Genomic DNA, 19,160 nt, shown 5'->3' with positions numbered 1-19,160 from the left:
GGCTACCGTTGTCGGGTGAACTTCGATGCGTACGCGCGGACGGCGGTCGACCTTGTCAACGCGGGCCTGGACGACCTCGCCGGCCTGCGGGCACTGTTCGTCGGCGAGCAGGCCTACATGCGGGATCAGGTGGGGGAGAAAGACCTCGCCGTCTTCCGCCGGGCCCAGCGGCGCCTGCGCGAGGTCTTCGAGTTCGGCACGTCCGGCCGCGACACCGAGGCGGTCCGCGAGCTCAACGCGCTGCTGGAGGTCTACCCGGTGCAGCCGCGCATCTCCGGGCACGACGCCAGCGACTGGCACATGCACGTGACCAGCCGCGGCTCCTCGGTGAGCGCCGAGTTCCTGGCCGGCGCGACCTGGGGCCTGGCCGTCTGGCTCTGTGAGTACGGCAGCGCCCGCTTCGGCATCTGCGCCGACGAGCGGTGCGGCAACGTCTACCTCGACACGTCGTCGAACAACTGCCGCCGCTTCTGCTCGGAGCGCTGCGCCACCCGCTCACACGTCGCCGCACACCGCGCCCGCAAGCGCGCGGCGACGACCCTCACGCCTGCGTGATCGCGGTCGGGGCGGGCGCCAGATAGCGGCGGGCGAACTCCAGGGCCTCGCGCAGGTCGGTCTCCCGGGCCGGCCGGCTGGCCGCCTTGCGCGTGTTGATCTCCAGCGCCACCGAGCCGGTGAAGCCCCGCCCGGCCAGCGACTGCAGCAGCTCGGCACAGGGCTGGTTGCCGCGCCCGGGCACCAGGTGCTCGTCACGTCCCTCGCCGGTGCCGTCGCCCAGGTGGACGTGCCGCAGGCCGGAACCCATCCGGTCGGCCAGCTCCAGGGCGTCGATGCGCGAGGCCGCGCAGTGCGACAGATCCAGCGTGTACGAGTCGAAGCCGGTCTCGGTGGGGTCCCACCCCGGCGTGTAGGGCACGAACCAGCGGCCGGCCATCTTCACCGGGAACATGTTCTCCACCGCGAAGCTCAGGTCCGGATGCCGGGCCTGCACCTTGGCCAGGCCCTCGGCGAAGTTGCGCGCGTAGTCGCGCTGCCAGGTGAACGGCGGATGCACCACGACCGTCGGCGCGCCCAGTGACTCGGCGAGCTGGGCCGCCCGGCTGAGCCGCTCCCACGGGTCCGAGCTCCACACCCGCTGGGTCACCAGCAGACAGGGCGCGTGGACCGACAGGACCGGCACACCGTAGTGGTCGGCCAGCCCTTTCAGGGCGCCGGCGTCCTGGCTGACGGCGTCGGTCCACACCATGACCTCGAGGCCGTCGTAGCCGACCGTGGCCGCCATCTCGAACGCCGCCGCCGTCGGCTCGGGGAAGACCGAAGAGCTGGAGAGAAGCACGGGAACGCGGGAACTCACGCCTTCCAGGGTAGCCGCGCCCGGCACGCCCGGATATATCAGCTCTAAACGGTCATGATCCATCGGTGGGCGTACGCTGAGCCGGATGAGCCGCACGCAGCCACCGACGGAGGTCCCGCTCGACTTCCCTCGGGAATGGATCGAATTCCTCGACCCCGCCGACGAGCAACACCTGGTCCGAGCCGACCTGACCTGGCTGCTCTCCCGCTGGACCTGCGTTTTCGGCTCCGCCTGCCGCGGCATCGTCGGCGGCCGGGCCGACGACGGCTGCTGCTCGCACGGCGCCTTCTTCACCGACGCCGACGACGAGAACCGGGTCAAGGCGGCGGCCGCCCGGCTCACTCCGGAGACCTGGCAACACCATCGGCGGGGATTCAAGAATTACACCGAGGTGGACACGGTCGACGGAACCAAACCGGCCCGGCGCACCGCCACCCGATCCAGTGACGGGCCGTGCGTCTTCCTCAACGACGCGAGCTTCCCGGCCGGCGGCGGCTGCGCGCTGCACGCCCAGGCGCTGCGGGACGGGGTGCACCCGCTCACCTACAAGCCCGACGTCTGCTGGCAGCTGCCGGTGCGCCGGGAACAGGACTGGATCACCCGGGCCGACGGCACCAAGCTGCTGCAGTCCACTTTGACCGAGTTCGACCGCCGCGGCTGGGGGCCGGGCGGGCACGATCTGGCCTGGTGGTGCACCTCGTCGCCGGACGCGCACGTCGGCACGGCGCCGATGTACCTGTCCTACGCCCCGGAGCTGACCGCACTGATCGGCGAGGCGGCGTACGAGAAATTGGCGGAACTCTGCGCTGCCCGCCTGAAGTCCGGCCTGATCGCCGTTCACCCGGCGACCGTGAGCGCGCAGGCGCCGAAGCGCCGCGGCGGGCGCGAGCCCGCCTCACCCGGGCGGGCCTGACCCGAAACGGGGATTGCGGCAAGCCCTAGTCGCATGCCAGCCTGTCATGGAGCAATGCTCGGTTGGGGTAGGCCAGGCGTCCACGGACGGGCGCCTGGCCGTTCCTTTTCCTAGGGCTCGAACTCCTAGGGCTCGAACTTGTAGCCGAGACCACGCACCGTGACGATGTAACGCGGCGCGGACGGCTCCGGCTCGACCTTCGAGCGCAGCCGCTTGACGTGCACATCCAGGGTCTTGGTGTCACCGACGTAATCGGCGCCCCAGACGCGGTCGATCAGCTGGCCCCGGGTGAGCACCCGGCCGGCGTTGCGCAGCAGCAGCTCGAGCAGCTCGAACTCCTTCAGCGGCAGCTGTACGCCGGCGCCGTCGACCGTCACCACGTGGCGCTCCACGTCCATCCGGACCGGGCCGGCGGCGAGCGTCGGGGTGGTCACCTCGGCGGCCTCGGCCCCCTGACGGCGCAGCACGGCGCGGATCCGGGCGACCAGTTCACGCGGCGAGTACGGCTTGGTGACGTAGTCGTCGGCACCGATCTCCAGTCCGACCACCTTGTCGATCTCGCTGTCCCGAGCGGTGACCATGATGATCGGGACGGCCGAGCGCTGCCGCAGCTGGCGGCAGACCTCGGTGCCGGACATCTCCGGCAACATGAGGTCGAGAAGCACGATGTCGGCACCGGTCCGGTCGAACTGCGTGAGCGCCGAGGTGCCGGTCGCAGCGACCGATACCTCGAATCCCTCTTTACGCAGCATGTACGACAGGGCGTCGGAGAACGACTCCTCGTCCTCGACCACGAGCACGCGGGCCAATGAAGTTCCTTCCGTCGTCGGCGCGACATGTTCGCGCCCCACTGGGACCGGTGGGCGCGGCAGGAGGCCGCCGGCTGGGTTAAGCGCGGTTTTCCGGGTTTTGCGGCGAAGCCGCCCGGAAGACTCAGCGCCCGGCCACACCGGACTCGATCTCAATCGCCGTCGGTGACGGCGAGGGGGACTCTGGGGGTCGCGCGGGTAGGCGCAGGGTGAACGTAGAGCCGTCGCCAAGTGAACTGGTCACGTCGACGCGGCCCCCGTGATTGGTGGCGATGTGCTTGACGATGGCCAGGCCGAGACCGGTTCCGCCGGTGGAACGCGAGCGTGCCTGGTCGGCTCGGTAGAACCGTTCGAAGATGCGATCGACGTCCTGCGGGGCGATCCCGATGCCCTGGTCGGCGACGTCGATCTCGATCCAGTCGTCGCTCTGCCGCATGGCGAGCGAGACCTTGGTGTCCTCGCCGGAGTACGCGATCGCGTTCTCGACCAGGTTGGTGACGGCGGTGGCGATCTGGCTGTCGTTGCCGTAGGCCATGGCGCCCTTGGGCCCGTCGTAGGTGATCTCGATGCCCTTGGCCGAGGAGGTGGTCCGGGTCCGGTCGATCACCTCGGCGATGACCCAGTCGAGCGAGACCGGCTCCGGGTGCGGCAGCGGCTCGGCCCCTTGCAGGCGGCTCAGCTCGAGCAGCTCGTTCACCAGCCGGCCCATCCGGGCGGACTCGTGGTGGATGCGGTCGGCGAAGCGCCGGGCGGCCAGCAGGTCCTCGGACTGCGCCTCGGGCGACGTCTCGGGCAGCTGGGTGGCGTCGAGCAGCGCCTCGGCCAGCAGCTGGAGCGCCCCGATCGGGGTCTTCAGCTCGTGGCTCACGTTGGCGACGAAGTCACGGCGGACCCGGGCCAGCCGGTGCGACTCGGTCACGTCGGCGGCCTCGACCGCCACGTGCGTCGAGTTCAGCGCGACGGCACGCAGGTGCAGGCCGAGCGGCGCCTGCGCGCCGCCGGCGCGACCGCGCGGCAGATCAAGTTCCACTTCCCGGCGTACGCCGGTGCGCCGCACCTGCCCGGCCAGCGTACGCAGGATGGGATGGGCGGCGATGGTGCCGGGCGCCCCGCCGGAGCGGAGCAGGCCCATCGCGCGTGCGGCGGGGTTGACCAGCACCGGGTAGTCGTCAGCGTCCAGGACGACGACCCCGACCCGAAGCGAGTCGAGGCTCTTGCGACCGAGCCCTTTGAGTCCGTTCTTACCCGCCGGGCGATCCTCGTCCGGTTCGATGGCGGCACTCCCCTCCCCTGGTCGCGGCTCGGCCGTGTCGCCCGAGCGGCGGACCCGGGCCAGAGCCAGCCCCGCTCCCACACCGACGGCGAGCGCAGCTGAGACGAGGCCGACGGCATATTCCCACTCCACGCTGCGATCGTAGGGTCATTGTTTACCTGAACCACAGGGCCAAAAGGACTAAACGGGCGCGCGTCGAATAATGTTCACCACTGCGCCCGGCGTCGTTCACCGCTGTTCACGTTGAGGCCGCTGTCCCGACCTAGCGTGGGCAGCACACCCCGGCCGGTCGTCCTACGCCGGCCCTGAGCACCGGGACCAGAACATGCGCGAGGAGTACCAGGCCGACCTCATCGAGGTGAGCCGCCTGCTGGTGACCATGGCGGAGGCGGTCCGCGCCGCGCTGCGCAAGGCGACGACCGCGCTGCTGACCGCGGACCTCAAGGCCGCCGAAGCGGTGATGGAACGCGACGCCGAGGTCGACGCGATCTACGAGCAGGTCGAGGCGAAGGTGGCCGACACCATCGCCCGGCAGGCGCCGGTCGCGGGCGATCTGCGCCGGGTGATCACCGCCCTGCACATCTCGGCCGATCTGGAGCGGATGGGCGATCTGGCCGAGCACGTGGCGAAGACCGCGTCGCGCCGGCACCCGTCGCCGGCCGTGCCGGCCGAGCTGCGCCCGACCTTCAAGCAGATGGCGGAGGTGGCGGACCGGATGGCCGAGAAGATCACCGGCCTGCTGAGCACTCCGGACGTCGCGGTCGCGGCGGAGCTGGAGAAGGAGGACGACGCGATCGACGACCTCGAGCGTCACCTCTTCAAGATCATGCTCGACGACGACTGGCCCTACGGCGCGGAGACCGCGATCGACGGCGCGCTGCTCGGCCGCTTCTACGAGCGCTATGCCGACCACGCGGTCAACATCGGTGAGCACGTCATCTACCTGATCACCGGGGAGCCGGCGAACACCAAGAACTGAGATCGATCCCGGCACGCGTTCTCACCGCGGCCGAGGATCCGGAGGCCGGGACGCCACGGGGGCGTCCCGGCCTCCGTCTGTCACGGGACCGGGCGGTTCAGCGGCCCTGGTTGGCGACGGCGGCGGCGGCCTCCTTGGCGGCCTCCGGGTCGAGGTACGTACCCCCCGCGTTGACCGGGCGCAGGTTCTCGTCCAGGTCGTAGCGCAGCGGGATGCCGGTCGGGATGTTGAGCTTGGCGATCGCCTCGTCGGAGATCTGGTCGAGGTGCTTGACGATGGCGCGCAGCGAGTTGCCGTGCGCGGCGACGAGCACGGTCTTGCCGGCGCGCAGGTCCGGGACGATCGCGTCGTACCAGTACGGCAGGGCGCGCTCCAGGACGTCCTTCAGGCACTCCGACTTCGGCAGCAGCTCCGGCGGCAGGTCCGTGTACCGGGCGTCGCCGAACTGGGAGAACTCGGAGCCGTCCTCGATCGGGGGCGGCGGTACGTCGTACGACCGGCGCCAGAGCATGAACTGCTCCTCGCCGTACGCCTCCAGGGTCTGCTTCTTGTCCTTGCCCTGCAGGGCGCCGTAGTGGCGCTCGTTGAGCCGCCAGTGGCGCTTGACCGGGATCCAGTGCCGGTCGGTGATGTGCAGGGCGATCTCGCTGGTCCGGATCGCGCGGCGCAGCAGGCTGGTGTGCACCACGTCGGGCAACACGTTCTGCTCCTTGAGGAGCTCGCCCCCGCGCCGGGCCTCGTCCTCACCCGTGGCGTCCAGGTCCACGTCGACCCAGCCGGTGAAGAGATTCTTGGCGTTCCACTCGCTTCTGCCATGCCGCAGCAGCACCAGGGTTCCAGTCATGAGCACATCTTCCCCCGCCGCGCCGGGCCGTGTGCGGGCCACCCGGTACGTGTCCGCCGCCACATGGAAACCCGGTTGCGCCGCCCCCTAGGTTGTAAGGGAAAAGCACATGATCAGTGCTTACAGGGAGGCATGGTGCGGGGTTGGTTGCGGCAAGCCGTGGGCGGACTGCCCCGGCAGTTCTGGTTCCTCTGGACCGGCACGCTGATCAACCGGCTCGGCGCCTTCGTGGTGCTGTTCCTCAGCATCTACCTCACCGGCGACCGGCACTTCACGCAGAGCCAGGCCGGCATCGTCCTCGGGCTCTACGGCGTGGGCGGCGCGATCGGCACGATGACCGGCGGGGTCCTCGCCGACCGCTGGGGCCGGCGGCCGACCATGCTCACCGCCCAGTTCGGCGCGGCCGCGCTGATGCTCACCCTGGGCTTCGCCGAGACCTATGCCCAGATCGCGGTCGTCACGCTGCTGCTGGGCTGCTTCTCCGAGGGAGTCCGGCCGGCGTTCTCCGCGATGATGGTCGACGTCGTCCCTGAGCACGACCGGGTCCGGGCGTACTCGCTGAACTACTGGGCGATCAACCTCGGCTTCGCGCTCGCCGCGGTCGCGGCCGGCCTCGCCGCGCAGGTCGACTACCTGCTGCTGTTCGTGGTGGACGCGGGCACCACCCTGCTCACCGCGATCATCACCGCGGTCTTCCTGGCCGAGACCCGCCCGGTCCGGGCGAACAGTCCCGGCCACGCCCGCTCCGCCGGCGGCATGGGCACCGCGCTGAAGGACCGGGTCTTCCTGGTCTATCTGCTGCTCACCCTCGCCTCGGTGCTGGTCATCCTGCAGCACGCCTCGACCCTGCCGATCGCCATGCTGGCCGACGGCTTCTCGGCCGCCACCTACGGTCTGGTGATCGCGGTCAACGGTGTCCTCATCGTGCTGGGCCAGCTCTTCGTGCCCCGGTTCATCGCCGGCCGGGACAGCTCGCGGGTGCTGGCTCTCGCGGTCCTGATCATCGGGGTCGGGTTCGGGCTGGTCGCGATCGCCGAGGCCCCGTGGATGTACGCGCTCACCGTGGTCATCTGGACGCTCGGCGAGATGCTCCAGTCGCCGAGCAACGCCACCACGGTCGCGGCCCTGTCACCGCCCGCGCTGCGCGGCCGTTACCAGGGTTTGAACTCGCTCACCTGGTCGATCGGCACGGCGCTGGCACCGGTCCTGGGCGGCCTGATCCTGCAGAAGGGCGGCGACGTGGTGCTCTGGGCCGGGTGTTTCGGACTCTGCGCCCTGGCCGCGGCCGGTCAGTTGCTCGCCGGTCCGGCGCGCGCCCGGCGGGCCGAGCAGCAGCGGGTGGCCGAGGCACGGGCCGCTCTGGTTGCGGCCGGTTCCTGACACTGAACACATCGGACACCGCGCCAATGGGGAATGCGCACACCATTTGATCGATGCGGGAAAACCACGGAACGGTGGACGGCCGTGAAACAACCCGGAAACAAAAGCGCCGGCGGCGGCGGGCGACACCCATCCCCATAGGCGCCGCCCGCACTAACCGCCGGTCTCGGGTCGCGCCGTCCCCCAACGGCTCATGCCACCCGTCCCCAAACGCCGCTCCGTGGCGATCGTTGCCGATCGACCCGTTCCCCGAACTAACGGCTCGGCGTCCATCGACCACGCTAGTTGGGGCAGTCAAGCCTTACAACCCGATTTCGTGTCGACATCTGTCTCAACCGTCACAATCGCCGACAACCAACCGATCGGAGGATCCACCAATCACTCGTCCGGGCTCCCCCGGGTGGAAGAAATAACTACACCGGGAAATGACGACAGACGGGTGGAACGGAGTACCCACGGACAGGGCGCGGCAAACCGGCGGATGCGGGGTGCACCGTTATTTTCGGCGCCGCTTTAAGCGCTCTGCCATCGACCTTGGGAGATGGAGATCATTTCTCCGGAGCCAGGTGCTTGAAGGCCTGCAGGTTGGCGAGCGACTCGCCGCGCTTGACCCGCCACTCCCACTCCCGGCGGATCGACGTGCCGAAGCCGATCTCCAGCATGGTGTCGAACGACTCGTCGGCGTAGGTGAGCACCGAACCGAGCAGGCGGTCCAGTTCGTCCTCGTCCAGGCCGTTCAGGGCGACCCGGCCGGTCAGGTAGATGTCGCCGGCCGCGTCGATCGAGAAGGCGACGCCGTACATGCGGGCGTTGCGGCGCAGCAGCCAGGCCCAGAGGTCTTCGTGCCGCTCGTCCGGCCGGCGCATCACGAACGCCTCGATCCGCAGCGAGTGCTCGCCGATGATCAGGTTGCAGGCGGTCTTCAGCTTGTGGGTGCCGGGCAGGGTGACCACGTACGCACTGTCGCCGGTGGACTCCCACTCCAGCTCGCGCTCGGTCAGAGCCCGCTCGATCAGTTCCTTCACCATGCGCACGCCCCCTCGAGCCGCGCCGTGATCAGCGCCCGGTGCTCACTCATCGCGTCACGGTAGACCCGTAGCAGCGCCTCGGCGGTCCGGTCCCAGGAGAACCGGGACGCGTGGGCCACCGCGCCGGCCGCCAGACCGCGCCGGTGACCGGGCGCGTCGAGCAGCCGGGTCAGCACGCGGGCCCAGTCGGCCGGGTCGTGCCCGTCGACCAGCACGCCGCTGATCCCGTCGCGCACCGCGGTGACCAGACCGCCCACCGCGGCCGCGACGACCGGGGTGCCGCAGGCCTGCGCCTCCAGCGCCACCAGGCCGAACGACTCGTTGTAGGACGGCACCGCGACCAGGTCGGCGGCCCGGTACAGGGCGGCCAGGTCGGCGCCGGTCTGCGGGGGCAGGAAGACCACCGAGTCGGCGACGCCGAGCGACGCGGCCAGTTCGATCAGCGCGGTCGGGCGGTCCAGGCCGCTGCCGCTGGGGCCGCCGCAGATGACCAAAGTCACGTCGGACGTTCCCCGGGCGCGCATCTCGGCGACCGCGGAGATCAGCACGTCCGGCGCCTTGAGCGGCTGGATGCGGCCGACGAACGCCACGATCCGGCCGTTCTCCGGCAGCCCGAAGCGGGCCCGGTCGACGGCGCCGGGACGGAACCGGCCCAGGTCCACCCCGGGCTGTACGACGCTGACCCGGGCCGGGTCCGCGTCGTAGTGGGTGATCAGGTCCTGGGCCTCGAACCGGGTGTTCGCGACCAGGTGGTCGGACTCCGCGACGACCTGCTCCTCGCCGATCAGCCGGGCCTTCGGCTCGGGCCGGTCACCGCTCGCGATGAACCTGTTCTTCACCTTCGCGAGGGTGTGCGCGGTGTGCACGTGCGGCACACCCCAGCGCTCCCGGGCGAGCCAGCCGACCTGACCGGACAGCCAGTAGTGGGAGTGGATCAGGTCGTAGTGACCGGGCGGGTGTGCCGCCTCGGCGCGCAGCACACCGTTGGTGAACGCGCAGAGCTGCGACGGCAACTCCTCCTTCGCCAGCCCCTCGAACGGGCCGGCGGTGACGTGGCGCACGTGGACACCGGGCAGCATCTCGACCATCGGTGGCAGGCCGCTGGCGGTGGCCCGGGTGAAGATCTCCACCTCGACGTTACGCTCGGCGAGACGCTTCGCGACCTCGACGATGTAGACGTTCATCCCGCCCGCGTCGCCGGTGCCCGGCTGCTCCAGGGGTGACGTATGCACCGAGAGGGTGGCAATCCGTCGTGGGACAGCCAGGCCGCCGGCCCGTAGCTCAGCCACGTGTGAACCCCCTCCGCGTCGCGTCAGAAAAACTTGTTGCGCCAACGTTCATCTTCCCCATCGGCGGTCCACGAACCCCCACGCAGCCGATCGAGGGTGATCCAGGTCATTGGATACCGGGCTTGACCGGCGACGTACGAGAGGATCGGGACATGCAGAAAATCGCTGTCGTCACCGGTGCGTCCAGCGGAATCGGCGCCGCCACGGCCCGCCGCCTCGCCACCGAGGGATTCCACGTGGTCGCGGCCGCCCGGCGCGCTGACCGGCTGGCCGAGCTGGTCGCCGAGATCGGCCCGGAGGCCACCGCGGTCGAGTGCGACGTGACCTCGGACGCGTCGGTGGCACGGCTGGCCGAGGTGGTGACCGGCCTGGGCGGCCCGCTCGCGCTGCTGGTCAACAACGCCGGCGGCGCCCGCGGCCTGGACCCGGTGGCCACCGGGTCGGTCGAGGACTGGAAGTGGATGTACGACGTGAACGTGCTCGGCACCCTGCGCGTCACCCAGGCGCTGCTGCCGGCGCTGGAGGCGAGCGGGGCCGGCACGATCGTGACGGTCGGGTCCACCGCGGCCTTCACCACCTACGAGGGCGGCGGCGGATACACCGCGGCCAAGCACGCCCAGACCGCCGTGGTCGGGACGCTGCGGCTGGAACTGTGCGGCAAGCCGGTCCGGGTGATCGAGATCGACCCGGGCATGGTGCGCACCGACGAGTTCTCGCTCAACCGTTTCGGCGGCGACCGGACGAAGGCCGACTCGATCTACGACGGGGTGAAGGAGCCGCTGGTCGCCGAGGACATCGCGGACGTGATCGCGTTCGCCGCGACCCGTCCCCAGCACGTCAACATCGACCGGCTGGTGATCCGCCCGATCGCTCAGGCCGCCCAGCACAAGGTGCACCGGGAGCAGTAACGGTGACCAGGCCGGTCGGCTCGATCACCCGGGGGACCACCAATCCCAACCGGCTGCGGCGCGTGGACAACTACATCGCGTACCGATGTGCGGCTCTGCTGGCGCAGGCCGCGAGGCCGCTGGTGGTCGACCTGGGCTACGGCGCGACGCCGGTCACCGCGGTGGAACTGCGCGGTCGCCTGGCGGCCGCGGTCCGCGCGGACGTCGCGGTGGTCGGTCTGGAGATCGATCCGGTACGGGTGAGCAGCGCCCAACCGTTCGCGGACCCGCCGTGGCTGGAGTTCCGGCGCGGCGGGTTCGAGCTGGCCGGGCTCGCCCCGGTGGTCGTGCGCGCGTTCAACGTGCTGCGCCAGTACGATGAGCAGGACGTGGCGGCCGCCTGGCGGACGATGACCGCGACCGGCGCGCTGCTCGTCGAGGGCACCTGCGACGAGCTGGGCCGGATCGCCACCTGGGTGGTCGTCGAGCGGGGTGAGCCCCGCACGCTGACCCTCTCCGCCCGGCTGCCGGTGCTGGAGCACCCGTCGGTCTTCGCCGAGCGGCTGCCCAAGTCGCTGATCCACCACAACGTTCCCGGGCACCCGGTGCACGAGCTGCTGCGGGCGCTGGGCCGGGCGTGGGAGACCGAGGCCACTCCGTTCGGGCCGCGGCAGCGCTGGCTGGCCACGGTGCGCCGGATGCGCGCCGAGGGCTGGCCGGTGCTGGACGGCCCGGCCCGCTGGCGGCTGGGCGAGCTGACGCTGACCTATCCCGCCTGAGGGATGACCGCCTTCAGGGCCGCCAGCAGGGCGTCCGCGGTGAACGGCTTCTTCACCAGCAGCGCGTCCGCGCCGACCAGGCCCTTGGTGACGGCGATGTCCTTGGGCAGCCCGGAGATGAAGACCACCCCCAGCCCGGGACGGAGGTCGCTGGCCTGACCGGCCAGCTCCCCACCGGAGGCCCCGGGCAGGGTCAGGTCGGTGACCAGCGCGGCGATCTCCGGATGCTCCCGGCAGACCGAGATCGCCTCCTCCGGATCACCGGCCACCAGCGTCGCGTAGCCACGGCGCTCCAGCATGCGGCGCATGATGTCGCGCAGGTCCTCCTCGTCGTCGACGACGAGGACGGTCGGCCGTTCGGCGACCGGCGCCTCGGACATGGCGATCCTCCTCGCAGCTGGGGTCGTGTTCACGCTATCCGCCGGGTGGGGGTCGCGTACGGCACTTGGCGCAGCCGTTGTCAGGCGGCGCCGATCAGGTGGCCGGTGTGCAGAAGGAGGTTCGGCGAGCCGCTTCCCGCGTTGCGGACGAGGCCGGTGCCGGCGTGCGCGACCAGGTCGTCGCGAACCTGCTGGGGGGCCCAGTCCGGGTGGGCGCCGAGCACCAGGGCGGCCGCGCCGGCGACGTGCGGCGCCGCCATCGAGGTGCCGCTCATCGTCTCGGCGGCGGTGTCCGAGGCGATGCCCGCGGACCGGATGTCGGCGCCCGGGGCGAACAGGTCGAGGCAGGTGCCGTAGTTGGAGAACCAGGCCCGCCGGTCGGTGCGGTCGGTGGCGCCCACGGTGATCGCGGCGGGGGTGCGGCCGGGCGAGTAGTCGCAGGCCCGCTGCTCCTCGTTGCCGCCGGCGATCGTGTAGGTCACCCCCGAGGCGATGGACCGGGTGACCGCCTCGTCCAGCGCCTGGCTGACCTCCCCGCCGAGGCTCATGTTCGCCACGGCCGGCCGCTGCGCGTGCTCGGTCACCCAGTCGACGGCGGCGACGAAGTCCGCGTACGACCCCAGCCCGTCGCAGCCGAGCACCTTCAGCCCGACCAGCTTGACGTCCTTGGCCACGCCGTGGGTGGCGCCGCCGATGGTGCCCGCGACGTGCGTGCCGTGCCCGTGACAGTCGTCGGCGACCGGGTCGTTCCCGACGAAGTCCCAGCCGGAGGCGGCCCGGCCGGCGAACTCCTGGTGCGAGGTGCGGATCCCGGTGTCGATCACGTACGCGGTGACGTCCGCGGCGGACCGGTAGCTGTAGGTGTTCGACAGCGGCAGCGACTGCTGGTCGATCCGGTCCGTGCCCCAGGCGACGTCCGCCGCCTGCTGCCCGGCCGTGCTGATCGTGGCGTCCTGCTCGACGTAGCGGACGGCCGGGTCGGCGGCGATGCGGCGGGCCTGCTCGGCACTCGCGCGCAGGTGGAAGCCACGGATGGTGGCCGAGTAGTCGTCGACGACCGTTCCGCCGTACGCACGCACCAGTTCCTGGGAAGCTGAGGTGACACCGCTCGTTCCGGCGGACGCCGGGTCGAGCACGACGATGTAGCTACCCGCGATGGCGCCGGCGGCGCCGGCCCCGGCGATCGTGCCGACGGCCGGAGCGGCGGTCTCCCCGGCGAGAGCCGGGCCGGCCAGGCCGGAAAGGGCGGCTGTGGCGGCGCTCGCGGTGGCGATCAGACGGAAAGCCAGGCGACGGGCGTCGGTACCGAACAAAAGCACTTCCTCTCGGTCTTGCTCCGGCTCGAGGGGCATGCCGTAAGCACTTGAGGGAAATGCTGAAAAGGAACAGGAGCAAGCTCGGGTACGCCCCGGTTGCACGCACGGTGCGGTTATCCGTGACCGATTCGGATCGGACGGATCACACCGGGGAACCTCTAAGCCGACCGTGCCGCGGGCCGAATCTCACGCTGTCAGGACCGCTGCACCGCATTGAGCAAGGAGAGCGATATGACCACCCTGCTGTCGCCCGAGATCGACATCGTCGGCGAGCTGACCGAGCGCTGCGATCGCTGCGGCGCGGCCGCCAAGTTGGAGGTCGCCCTCACCAGCGGTGGCGAACTGGCGTTCTGTGGCCATCACGCCAACCGGCACCACGCCGACATCGCGCGGGTCGCGAGCAAGATCCGCCTGGAGGACGGCTTCAGCTGGGCGGGCAAGTAACCGCCCGTTCCGGTAAGCCGCGTTATGCTCTTTCCCTCACGTCTTGGGGGTATATGTGCATATCGCGGCGCATGGCGTGGGCAGGCTGTCCCGGCTGATCGCCGGGTGCGCCGGCGTCACGGTCGCCGTCCTCGGCGTCCTGGACACGCGCACGCTCAATGACGGTGCACCGTCGGGCGGGGTGATCCCCGACCCGGCGGCAGCGCTCGTTCCGGCCGGGATCGCCCTCCTCCTCCAGGTGATGCCGGTCTCCGGCGCGCGGTCCGCACGGGCCCGTTCCACCATGGCGGCGCTCCTCGCGCTGACCGCGGCCGGTCTCGGCGGCGCCGCCCTGGGCGTTCATCCCGCCGCGGCGGTGGCCACGCTCCTCGCCGGGCTGGCCCTCGCCTGTCTCGACCTGCGCCTGCCCCGCCGCGCCGGCATCGTCTCGTTCCGGGTCGCCGACCCGCTGCTGCTGGGCGCCGCCACGATCGCGCTGGTCGCCCTGGTCCCCCGGCTGTTCGCCCCGACCTTTCCGGCCGGCGGTGAACCCGACAGCGTGATGCCGCTGCCGCTGGCCGGCGCGCTGCTGCTGCTGGCGACCGGCACCATCCTGGCCCGGCCCGAGACGGGGCCGTTGCGCACCCTCGACGACTCGGGGCCGCGCATCGCCGTACGCCGGCTGGCCCCCGCTCTGATCGCCACGCCCCTCATCGCCGCGCTGGTCAGCGCGTTCGCGGTGCGGACCGGGATCAGCCGGCCGGCCGCCGCGGTGAGCACCGGCGTGATCCTCGCCGCGCTCGCGCTGCTGGCACTGCTCGCCTACCTGGTCCGCACCCTCGACCGCGCCGACCGGCGGCAGCGTCACCTGCTCGCCGAACTGCGCGACCGGCAGGATTTCGCCCAGACCCTGCTGCAGTCGATGAACGAGGCCGTCATGGTGCTCGACGCCAACTACCGGGTGATCGACGTGAACCGGCGGTGGCGCGAGCTGACCGGGCACGACGACGCCGTCCGCGAGCCGCCGCCGCTGCCCCCGCCCGGCACCGGCCAGGACTGGTCCATCCCCCGCGCCGACGGCACCGAGGTGCCGGTGCTGGCCACCATGGCCGCCATCCCGGACGCTGCCGGCGCACCCCGCGGTTACGTCGCCACCTGCGTCGACATCGGGGCCCGCAAACAGGCCGAGACCGCGCTCACCGAGCACGCCGCCGAGCTGGAACGCGGCAACGCGGAACTCGCCGCGGCCCTCGCCTTTAAGAACGACCTGACGTCGATGCTCACCCACGACGTGGCACAGCCGATCAGCTCGATCGCCAGCCTCGCCGAGCTGCTCTGCGCGGACTGGGCCGACCTGCCGGAGGACATCCGGCTGGAGCTGGCCACGAAGATCGACAAGAACACCCGCCGGCTGATCAAGATGATGAACGACCTCCAGTTGCTCTTCCGGCTGGACACCGGCACGGTGACCGCCCGCCGGGTGCCGGTCCCGCTGCTCGAGGTGGTGGAGACGGTCAGCGCCACGACCGCGGCCGAGGGCGACGTCGAGATCGCGATCGACGAGGACCTGACCGCGCTCGCCGACCGCGGCCACCTGACCGTCGTGGTGGAGAACCTGCTGAAGAACGCGCTGGGCCACGGGGCGCCGCCGATCCACGTGCAGGCCGACCGGCAGGACGCCGGCACCGTGCTGCTGGTGGTGCAGGACAGCGGCACCGGGATTCCCGAGGACCTGCTGCCCAACCTCTTCGGCCGGTTCATCCGGGGCGCGGGTCTCGGCCTGTTCATCGTCCGGCACCTGGTCGAGGCGAACGGCGGCTCGGTTCGCTACGAGCACGCCGTACCCCGCGGTGCCCGCCTGCTGGTCACGCTGGAGACCGCGCCCGCATAGCAAAAGGCCGGCCCGAAGGCCGGCCTCTGTTTCGTGCGCGGTGTCAACCGCGCTCCTCCTCGTTGATCATGCCTTCGCCCCACATGTCGGCGTTGCCGGTGCGGCCGCCCATCCGGGCGCTGCCGGCCACGCCACCGGAGCGCATGTCGCGCTCAAGATCTTGGGCACCTCGTACGGCGGACGGCGTCTTCAGGTCCGCCGAGGTCGGCGCGCTGTGCAGCGGGTTGTCGGTGAGGCGGGTGCCGGTCGGGTCGGCGTTGCCGAGGTCGGCCGCGCCGGTGTCCCAGCCCGCGCCGGGACCCGGCTGCGAGGTGCTGGGCCGGTTGCGGATGCGCGCGGCAACGGATGCCGGCGAGGCCGGGAACAGCCGCTTTGCGCTCGCGCCGGTCGGCATCGGGCGCCCGCCCAGCACGCCGCTCTCGACCAGGCCCTTGAACGTGGTCAGGTCGGCCTTGAGGCGGCGGTTCAGCGACTCCTGCCCGTGCCGGTCACTCGGCATGAGGAACGCGATGTCGGCTTCCAGTTGGGCCACGACCTGGGTTTTCGTCTCCCCCATCGGGCGCAGCGTGATCGTCTCGGCGAGCAGCGGCCCCTCCATCGTCGACCAGGAGACGCGCTCGTCCGGCGACCGCTCGATGATCTGGGCGTCGAACTCGCGGCGCTTCCCGTCGACGTCCATGATCCAGTGCGTCTGGTCGGCCCCGATCGAGGTCACCTGACGGACGCCGGTCATGAAACGCGGGTAGTTCTCGAATGCCGCGAGCTGCTCGTACACCGTGTGCACCGGTGCGCTGACCTCGATAGCCTGCTGAACCATACTCATCGCAACTCTCCCATGCAGAAGTCCCGGCATGACAGAGAGTACGGAGACGAACGCAAGTCGTGTTCGGTTTCGCGGAGACGCGGTTTCAGAATCGGCGAAGGTACTGCCAGCGGCCCACCTCGGCGGCGTACCGGGCGTCGCTCGCGGGGAGCACGGGCACCCCGGCGTCGCGCAGCATCTCCACCAGCCGCACCGACGGGCTGCGCCAGGCCTCGCTGATCTCCACCACCGTCCCGGTCGTCCGGCACGCCGCGGTCAGCTCGCCGACCAGCGCCGGGCTGATCACGGTGTCGTCGATGCCGGCCTGGGTCAGCAGCGCGAGCGGGCGGGCCAGCTGCGACGGCACGTAGCGGGAGGCCCGCTCGATGCCCCGCACGGTCACCAGCACCAGCGCCTCGGCGACCTGCTCGGCGGTCACCTGGCCGGCGGTCAGCCGCGACCGGATCTCCCGGGCGTCAAGCAGCTCGTCGCCGAACGGCAGGGCGGAGACCGCGACCGAGAGCGTGTCCAGCTGGGTCAGGTCGGGCGGCAGGGCGAGCCAGCCGTCCGGGCGGACGACCTCCACCTCGGCGGCGACGCGCAGCCGCAGCTCGGTGCGGTGCCGGGCCCGGCGCACGGCGTCGGCGTACGCGGTGAGCCAGGTGGTGTCCGGCCCGGCCTGGTCCGCGAAGGTGAGGGCGGTGAGGCCGGCCCGGTCAGCCGCCGAGACCACCACACCGACGGCGTCCCGGCCGGCCGCGAAACCGGTGTGCACATGGGCATCCACCGTCAGATCCAGCGCCGAGGCGGTACCGACCGCACCGCCACCGATGACTGCTTCGCGCTCTGCGCCCACACTCGCTCCCCTGATGAAGGGACGGGATATCCGTCCGAGGAGAAGACTGCGGTCCCCACGTTGTCTCCGGGGTCAGCAGCGGGTGCGGGTGAGGTGCGTCCTGCGCCGCGACTTCGGCAACCGTTCCGCACTCGACGGGCACCGGGACCGGCATCCGTCGCCCGTCAACCTTTCCGGTACGCGCGCACGCACCCGCGTGCCGGGAAGGGAAGGCATGAAGGTTCGACATCAGGGCCGTACCGTGCTGGCGGCCGCGGCTGCCGCGAGCCTGCTGAGTCCACTGCTGCCCGCGGTCTCCGCACCGGCGGCTGCCGCCGGCAAGGTACCCACCTTCACCGGGACCGCCCAGACCGGTGGGACGCGGCTCAACCTGCGGCGCACCCCGTCCGCGGCGGCCGAGCGGTTCGGCTCCGTCGCCAACGGCGCGAAGGTGTGGATCGTCTGCCAGGTCACCGCGCAACGGATCACCGGCACGGTGCGGACCACGAACCTGTGGAACCGGCTGGCCAACGGCGCGTACGTGTCCGACGCGTACGTCGTACGGTCGGCCGCCAAGATCCCGGCGTGCGCGCCGGCGCCGGTCGCGTCCCGCCCTCCGGCGCCGGACCCGGCGCCGAGGATTCCGGCACCGGTCAAGGGTGAGCGCTGGGGCCTGCCGGTGAGTGCCGGAATGGTCAGCGGATTTCGCACCGTGGCCCGCCCGGCGCACGACGGCGTCGACCTGTCCGCCAAGCGCGACACCCCGATCCTGGCGGCCGCGGCCGGCACCGTGATCCGGGTGGTCTGCAACGTCTCGTCCGGCACCTGCGACGTCGACGGCAACCGCACCCTCCGGGGCTGCGGCTGGTACGTCGAGGTCCAGCACGCCGGCGGCATCGTCACCCGGTACTGCCACATGGTCCGCCGCCCGGTGGTCACGGTGGGGCAGACGGTGGCCCTCGGTCAGCTGCTCGGCCACGTCGGCACGTCCGGCTCGTCGTCCGGGCCGCACCTGCACTTCGAGGTGCACGTGGACGCGGCGCCGGCAACCCACGCCAACGCGGTCGACCCGATCGCGTTCCTGCGCGCCCGCGGCGTGCAGCTCTGAGATTCCCCTTCGGACGGAGAACGCCCGCCGCGACCGGCGGCGGGCGTTCTTTTCACTCGTCCGAGTCGGACTTCTCCAGCATTCTGGTCAGTGCGTGGACGGCATCCTCGGTGGGCGAGGCAGCCGCCCGGTTCGCGTCCTGAAGCTCGCGGTACACCTCTTCACGATGCACCTGCACGTCGCGAGGAGCCTGAATGCCCAGCCGGATGACGTCGCCGCGGGCTTCGAGCACCGTGATGACGACGTCGTCCCCGATCATCACGCTCTCCCCGGCCCGCCGGGTCAACACAAGCATCGGTGCCCTCCTCCATCCATGGAACGGACAGCATGGCAAAGGCGCGGCCGCGAGGAAACACGGCCGCGCCTGCAGTGAACCCTTTTCAACCGGCCAACGCTGCTGCCCTGGCCGCGTTGAAAAAGCCTCAATGGAGGGTCAGAAGTTGCGATTCATGATCGCTCGGACCGGGAAGTTCGACCCGGTGAGAACGACCTGCATGGCTCGCATGCTGTCCCGGTCGACGACGATCGGCGCGAGGAGGTTCGCGGTGGTCTCCTCGGTGCCCGCGGTGATCACCGTGAGCAGCAGCAGGCGGTCCGGGTCCTTGGTGTTCAGCGCGGCGAACACCTCGTTCTCGATCTCCGGGGCGTAGTCCGGGAAGAACGGCTCGGGCGGCGCGACCAGAAAGCGCAGCTCCGGGTTGTCGAGCGACGTGAAGGCGTAGAGCAGGCCTTCTTCGTTGAGCCGCACCAGAACGAATTCCCGGTGAGCCGGGAACCCGGGCATGGGCACCGCCATCGAGATGGTCGGCAGACCCAGCGACGGGTCGGTCATGGTGGACTCAATCGGTCGGGATGCGGTGCGAGTAGTCA

21 protein-coding genes are annotated in these 19,160 nt (G+C 71.0%); 9 read left to right on the top strand and 12 right to left on the bottom strand.

Translation table 11 applies throughout. The features are described from left to right. Window positions 1–15 precede the first annotated feature (15 nt). Entirely contained in the window at window positions 16–555 is a 540-nt protein-coding gene (locus AB0F81_RS24140) for a CGNR zinc finger domain-containing protein (RefSeq protein WP_360200741.1), read from the top strand. Here AB0F81_RS24140 and AB0F81_RS24135 read toward each other — a convergent pair. Further along, the gene (locus tag AB0F81_RS24135; protein ID WP_360200740.1) at window positions 542–1,354 is read right to left on the bottom strand and encodes a sugar phosphate isomerase/epimerase; all 813 of its coding nucleotides are present in this window, start codon (window positions 1,352–1,354) and stop codon (window positions 542–544) included. The two genes, AB0F81_RS24140 and AB0F81_RS24135, sit on opposite strands and share 14 nt — an antisense overlap. An 85-nt stretch (window positions 1,355–1,439) precedes the next feature. Here AB0F81_RS24135 and AB0F81_RS24130 point away from each other — a divergent pair, with 85 nt between their 5' ends. Further along, complete coding sequence (locus tag AB0F81_RS24130) at window positions 1,440–2,267, top strand: hypothetical protein (protein WP_360200739.1); 828 nt, start codon at window positions 1,440–1,442, stop codon at window positions 2,265–2,267. Window positions 2,268–2,392: 125 nt separating this feature from the next. Here AB0F81_RS24130 and AB0F81_RS24125 read toward each other — a convergent pair whose 3' ends face one another. Together AB0F81_RS24125 and AB0F81_RS24120 are read right to left on the bottom strand one after the other, a co-directional pair. Beyond that, window positions 2,393–3,076 (bottom strand): response regulator transcription factor, encoded by a 684-nt coding sequence (locus AB0F81_RS24125; RefSeq protein ID WP_189199254.1) that lies wholly within the window; start codon window positions 3,074–3,076, stop codon window positions 2,393–2,395. 124 nt (window positions 3,077–3,200) lie between these two features. After that, window positions 3,201–4,481, bottom strand: coding sequence for an ATP-binding protein (locus AB0F81_RS24120; protein WP_360200738.1), 1,281 nt, complete (start codon window positions 4,479–4,481; stop codon window positions 3,201–3,203). Between the two features lie 193 nt (window positions 4,482–4,674). Here AB0F81_RS24120 and phoU point away from each other — a divergent pair, with 193 nt between their 5' ends. Beyond that, the gene (gene phoU, locus AB0F81_RS24115; RefSeq protein WP_360200737.1) at window positions 4,675–5,328 is read left to right on the top strand and encodes a phosphate signaling complex protein PhoU; all 654 of its coding nucleotides are present in this window, start codon (window positions 4,675–4,677) and stop codon (window positions 5,326–5,328) included. Between the two features lie 97 nt (window positions 5,329–5,425). Here phoU and AB0F81_RS24110 read toward each other — a convergent pair whose 3' ends face one another. After that, entirely contained in the window at window positions 5,426–6,172 is a 747-nt protein-coding gene (locus AB0F81_RS24110) for a phosphoglyceromutase (protein WP_360200736.1), read from the bottom strand. A 132-nt stretch (window positions 6,173–6,304) separates the two neighbouring features. Here AB0F81_RS24110 and AB0F81_RS24105 point away from each other — a divergent pair, with 132 nt between their 5' ends. Beyond that, window positions 6,305–7,552: an MFS transporter gene (locus tag AB0F81_RS24105; protein ID WP_360200735.1), complete on the top strand. Its 1,248-nt coding sequence runs from the start codon at window positions 6,305–6,307 to the stop codon at window positions 7,550–7,552. A 548-nt stretch (window positions 7,553–8,100) separates the two neighbouring features. On the opposite strand, the gene AB0F81_RS24100 is transcribed toward AB0F81_RS24105, so the two are convergent. Together AB0F81_RS24100 and mshA are read right to left on the bottom strand one after the other, a co-directional pair. Then, complete coding sequence (locus AB0F81_RS24100; RefSeq protein WP_360200734.1) at window positions 8,101–8,580, bottom strand: YbjN domain-containing protein; 480 nt, start codon at window positions 8,578–8,580, stop codon at window positions 8,101–8,103. Beyond that, a complete protein-coding gene (gene mshA / locus AB0F81_RS24095; RefSeq protein WP_360200733.1) occupies window positions 8,574–9,869 on the bottom strand; it encodes a D-inositol-3-phosphate glycosyltransferase in 1,296 nt (431 codons plus the stop codon). The genes AB0F81_RS24100 and mshA overlap by 7 nt, the downstream gene beginning before the upstream one ends. A 152-nt stretch (window positions 9,870–10,021) precedes the next feature. Between mshA and AB0F81_RS24090 the strand changes: the two genes are divergently transcribed. Both AB0F81_RS24090 and AB0F81_RS24085 read left to right on the top strand, forming a co-directional pair. Continuing rightward, on the top strand, window positions 10,022–10,777 hold the full coding sequence (locus tag AB0F81_RS24090; protein ID WP_360200732.1) for an SDR family oxidoreductase: 756 nt from the start codon (window positions 10,022–10,024) through the stop codon (window positions 10,775–10,777). 2 nt (window positions 10,778–10,779) lie between these two features. Continuing rightward, window positions 10,780–11,535 carry a class I SAM-dependent methyltransferase gene (locus tag AB0F81_RS24085; RefSeq protein ID WP_360200731.1) on the top strand — a complete coding sequence of 252 codons (756 nt, stop codon included), beginning with the start codon at window positions 10,780–10,782 and terminating at the stop codon, window positions 11,533–11,535. On the opposite strand, the gene AB0F81_RS24080 is transcribed toward AB0F81_RS24085, so the two are convergent. Both AB0F81_RS24080 and AB0F81_RS24075 read right to left on the bottom strand, forming a co-directional pair. Then, on the bottom strand, window positions 11,523–11,915 hold the full coding sequence (locus tag AB0F81_RS24080) for a response regulator (RefSeq protein WP_360200730.1): 393 nt from the start codon (window positions 11,913–11,915) through the stop codon (window positions 11,523–11,525). The two genes, AB0F81_RS24085 and AB0F81_RS24080, sit on opposite strands and share 13 nt — an antisense overlap. Window positions 11,916–11,995: 80 nt before the next feature. Beyond that, complete coding sequence (locus tag AB0F81_RS24075; protein WP_360200729.1) at window positions 11,996–13,228, bottom strand: S8 family peptidase; 1,233 nt, start codon at window positions 13,226–13,228, stop codon at window positions 11,996–11,998. Window positions 13,229–13,462: 234 nt separating this feature from the next. Between AB0F81_RS24075 and AB0F81_RS24070 the strand changes: the two genes are divergently transcribed. Then, window positions 13,463–13,675 (top strand): hypothetical protein, encoded by a 213-nt coding sequence (locus tag AB0F81_RS24070; RefSeq protein WP_360200728.1) that lies wholly within the window; start codon window positions 13,463–13,465, stop codon window positions 13,673–13,675. Window positions 13,676–13,751: 76 nt separating this feature from the next. Further along, on the top strand, window positions 13,752–15,545 hold the full coding sequence (locus tag AB0F81_RS24065) for an ATP-binding protein (protein ID WP_360200727.1): 1,794 nt from the start codon (window positions 13,752–13,754) through the stop codon (window positions 15,543–15,545). A 43-nt stretch (window positions 15,546–15,588) separates the two neighbouring features. Here AB0F81_RS24065 and AB0F81_RS24060 read toward each other — a convergent pair whose 3' ends face one another. Both AB0F81_RS24060 and AB0F81_RS24055 read right to left on the bottom strand, forming a co-directional pair. Continuing rightward, window positions 15,589–16,368, bottom strand: a complete 780-nt coding sequence (locus AB0F81_RS24060) for an SRPBCC family protein (protein ID WP_360200726.1) — start codon at window positions 16,366–16,368, stop codon at window positions 15,589–15,591. 85 nt (window positions 16,369–16,453) lie between these two features. After that, window positions 16,454–17,203, bottom strand: a complete 750-nt coding sequence (locus AB0F81_RS24055) for a hydrolase (protein WP_360200725.1) — start codon at window positions 17,201–17,203, stop codon at window positions 16,454–16,456. 214 nt (window positions 17,204–17,417) lie between these two features. On the opposite strand from AB0F81_RS24055, the gene AB0F81_RS24050 reads away from it, so the two are divergent. Continuing rightward, on the top strand, window positions 17,418–18,290 hold the full coding sequence (locus AB0F81_RS24050) for a peptidoglycan DD-metalloendopeptidase family protein (RefSeq protein ID WP_360200724.1): 873 nt from the start codon (window positions 17,418–17,420) through the stop codon (window positions 18,288–18,290). Window positions 18,291–18,342: 52 nt separating this feature from the next. On the opposite strand, the gene csrA is transcribed toward AB0F81_RS24050, so the two are convergent. After that, window positions 18,343–18,585, bottom strand: coding sequence for a carbon storage regulator CsrA (gene csrA, locus AB0F81_RS24045; RefSeq protein ID WP_360200723.1), 243 nt, complete (start codon window positions 18,583–18,585; stop codon window positions 18,343–18,345). Window positions 18,586–18,723: 138 nt separating this feature from the next. Further along, window positions 18,724–19,122: a flagellar assembly protein FliW gene (locus AB0F81_RS24040; protein ID WP_360200722.1), complete on the bottom strand. Its 399-nt coding sequence runs from the start codon at window positions 19,120–19,122 to the stop codon at window positions 18,724–18,726. Window positions 19,123–19,160 lie beyond the last annotated feature (38 nt).

The sequence above is a fragment of the Actinoplanes sp. NPDC024001 genome (genome assembly GCF_040638955.1).
Lineage (GTDB): Bacteria > Actinomycetota > Actinomycetes > Mycobacteriales > Micromonosporaceae > Actinoplanes.
The sequence above is the reverse complement of the archived record's forward strand: the minus strand, read 5'-3'. Positions and strand labels throughout refer to the sequence as shown.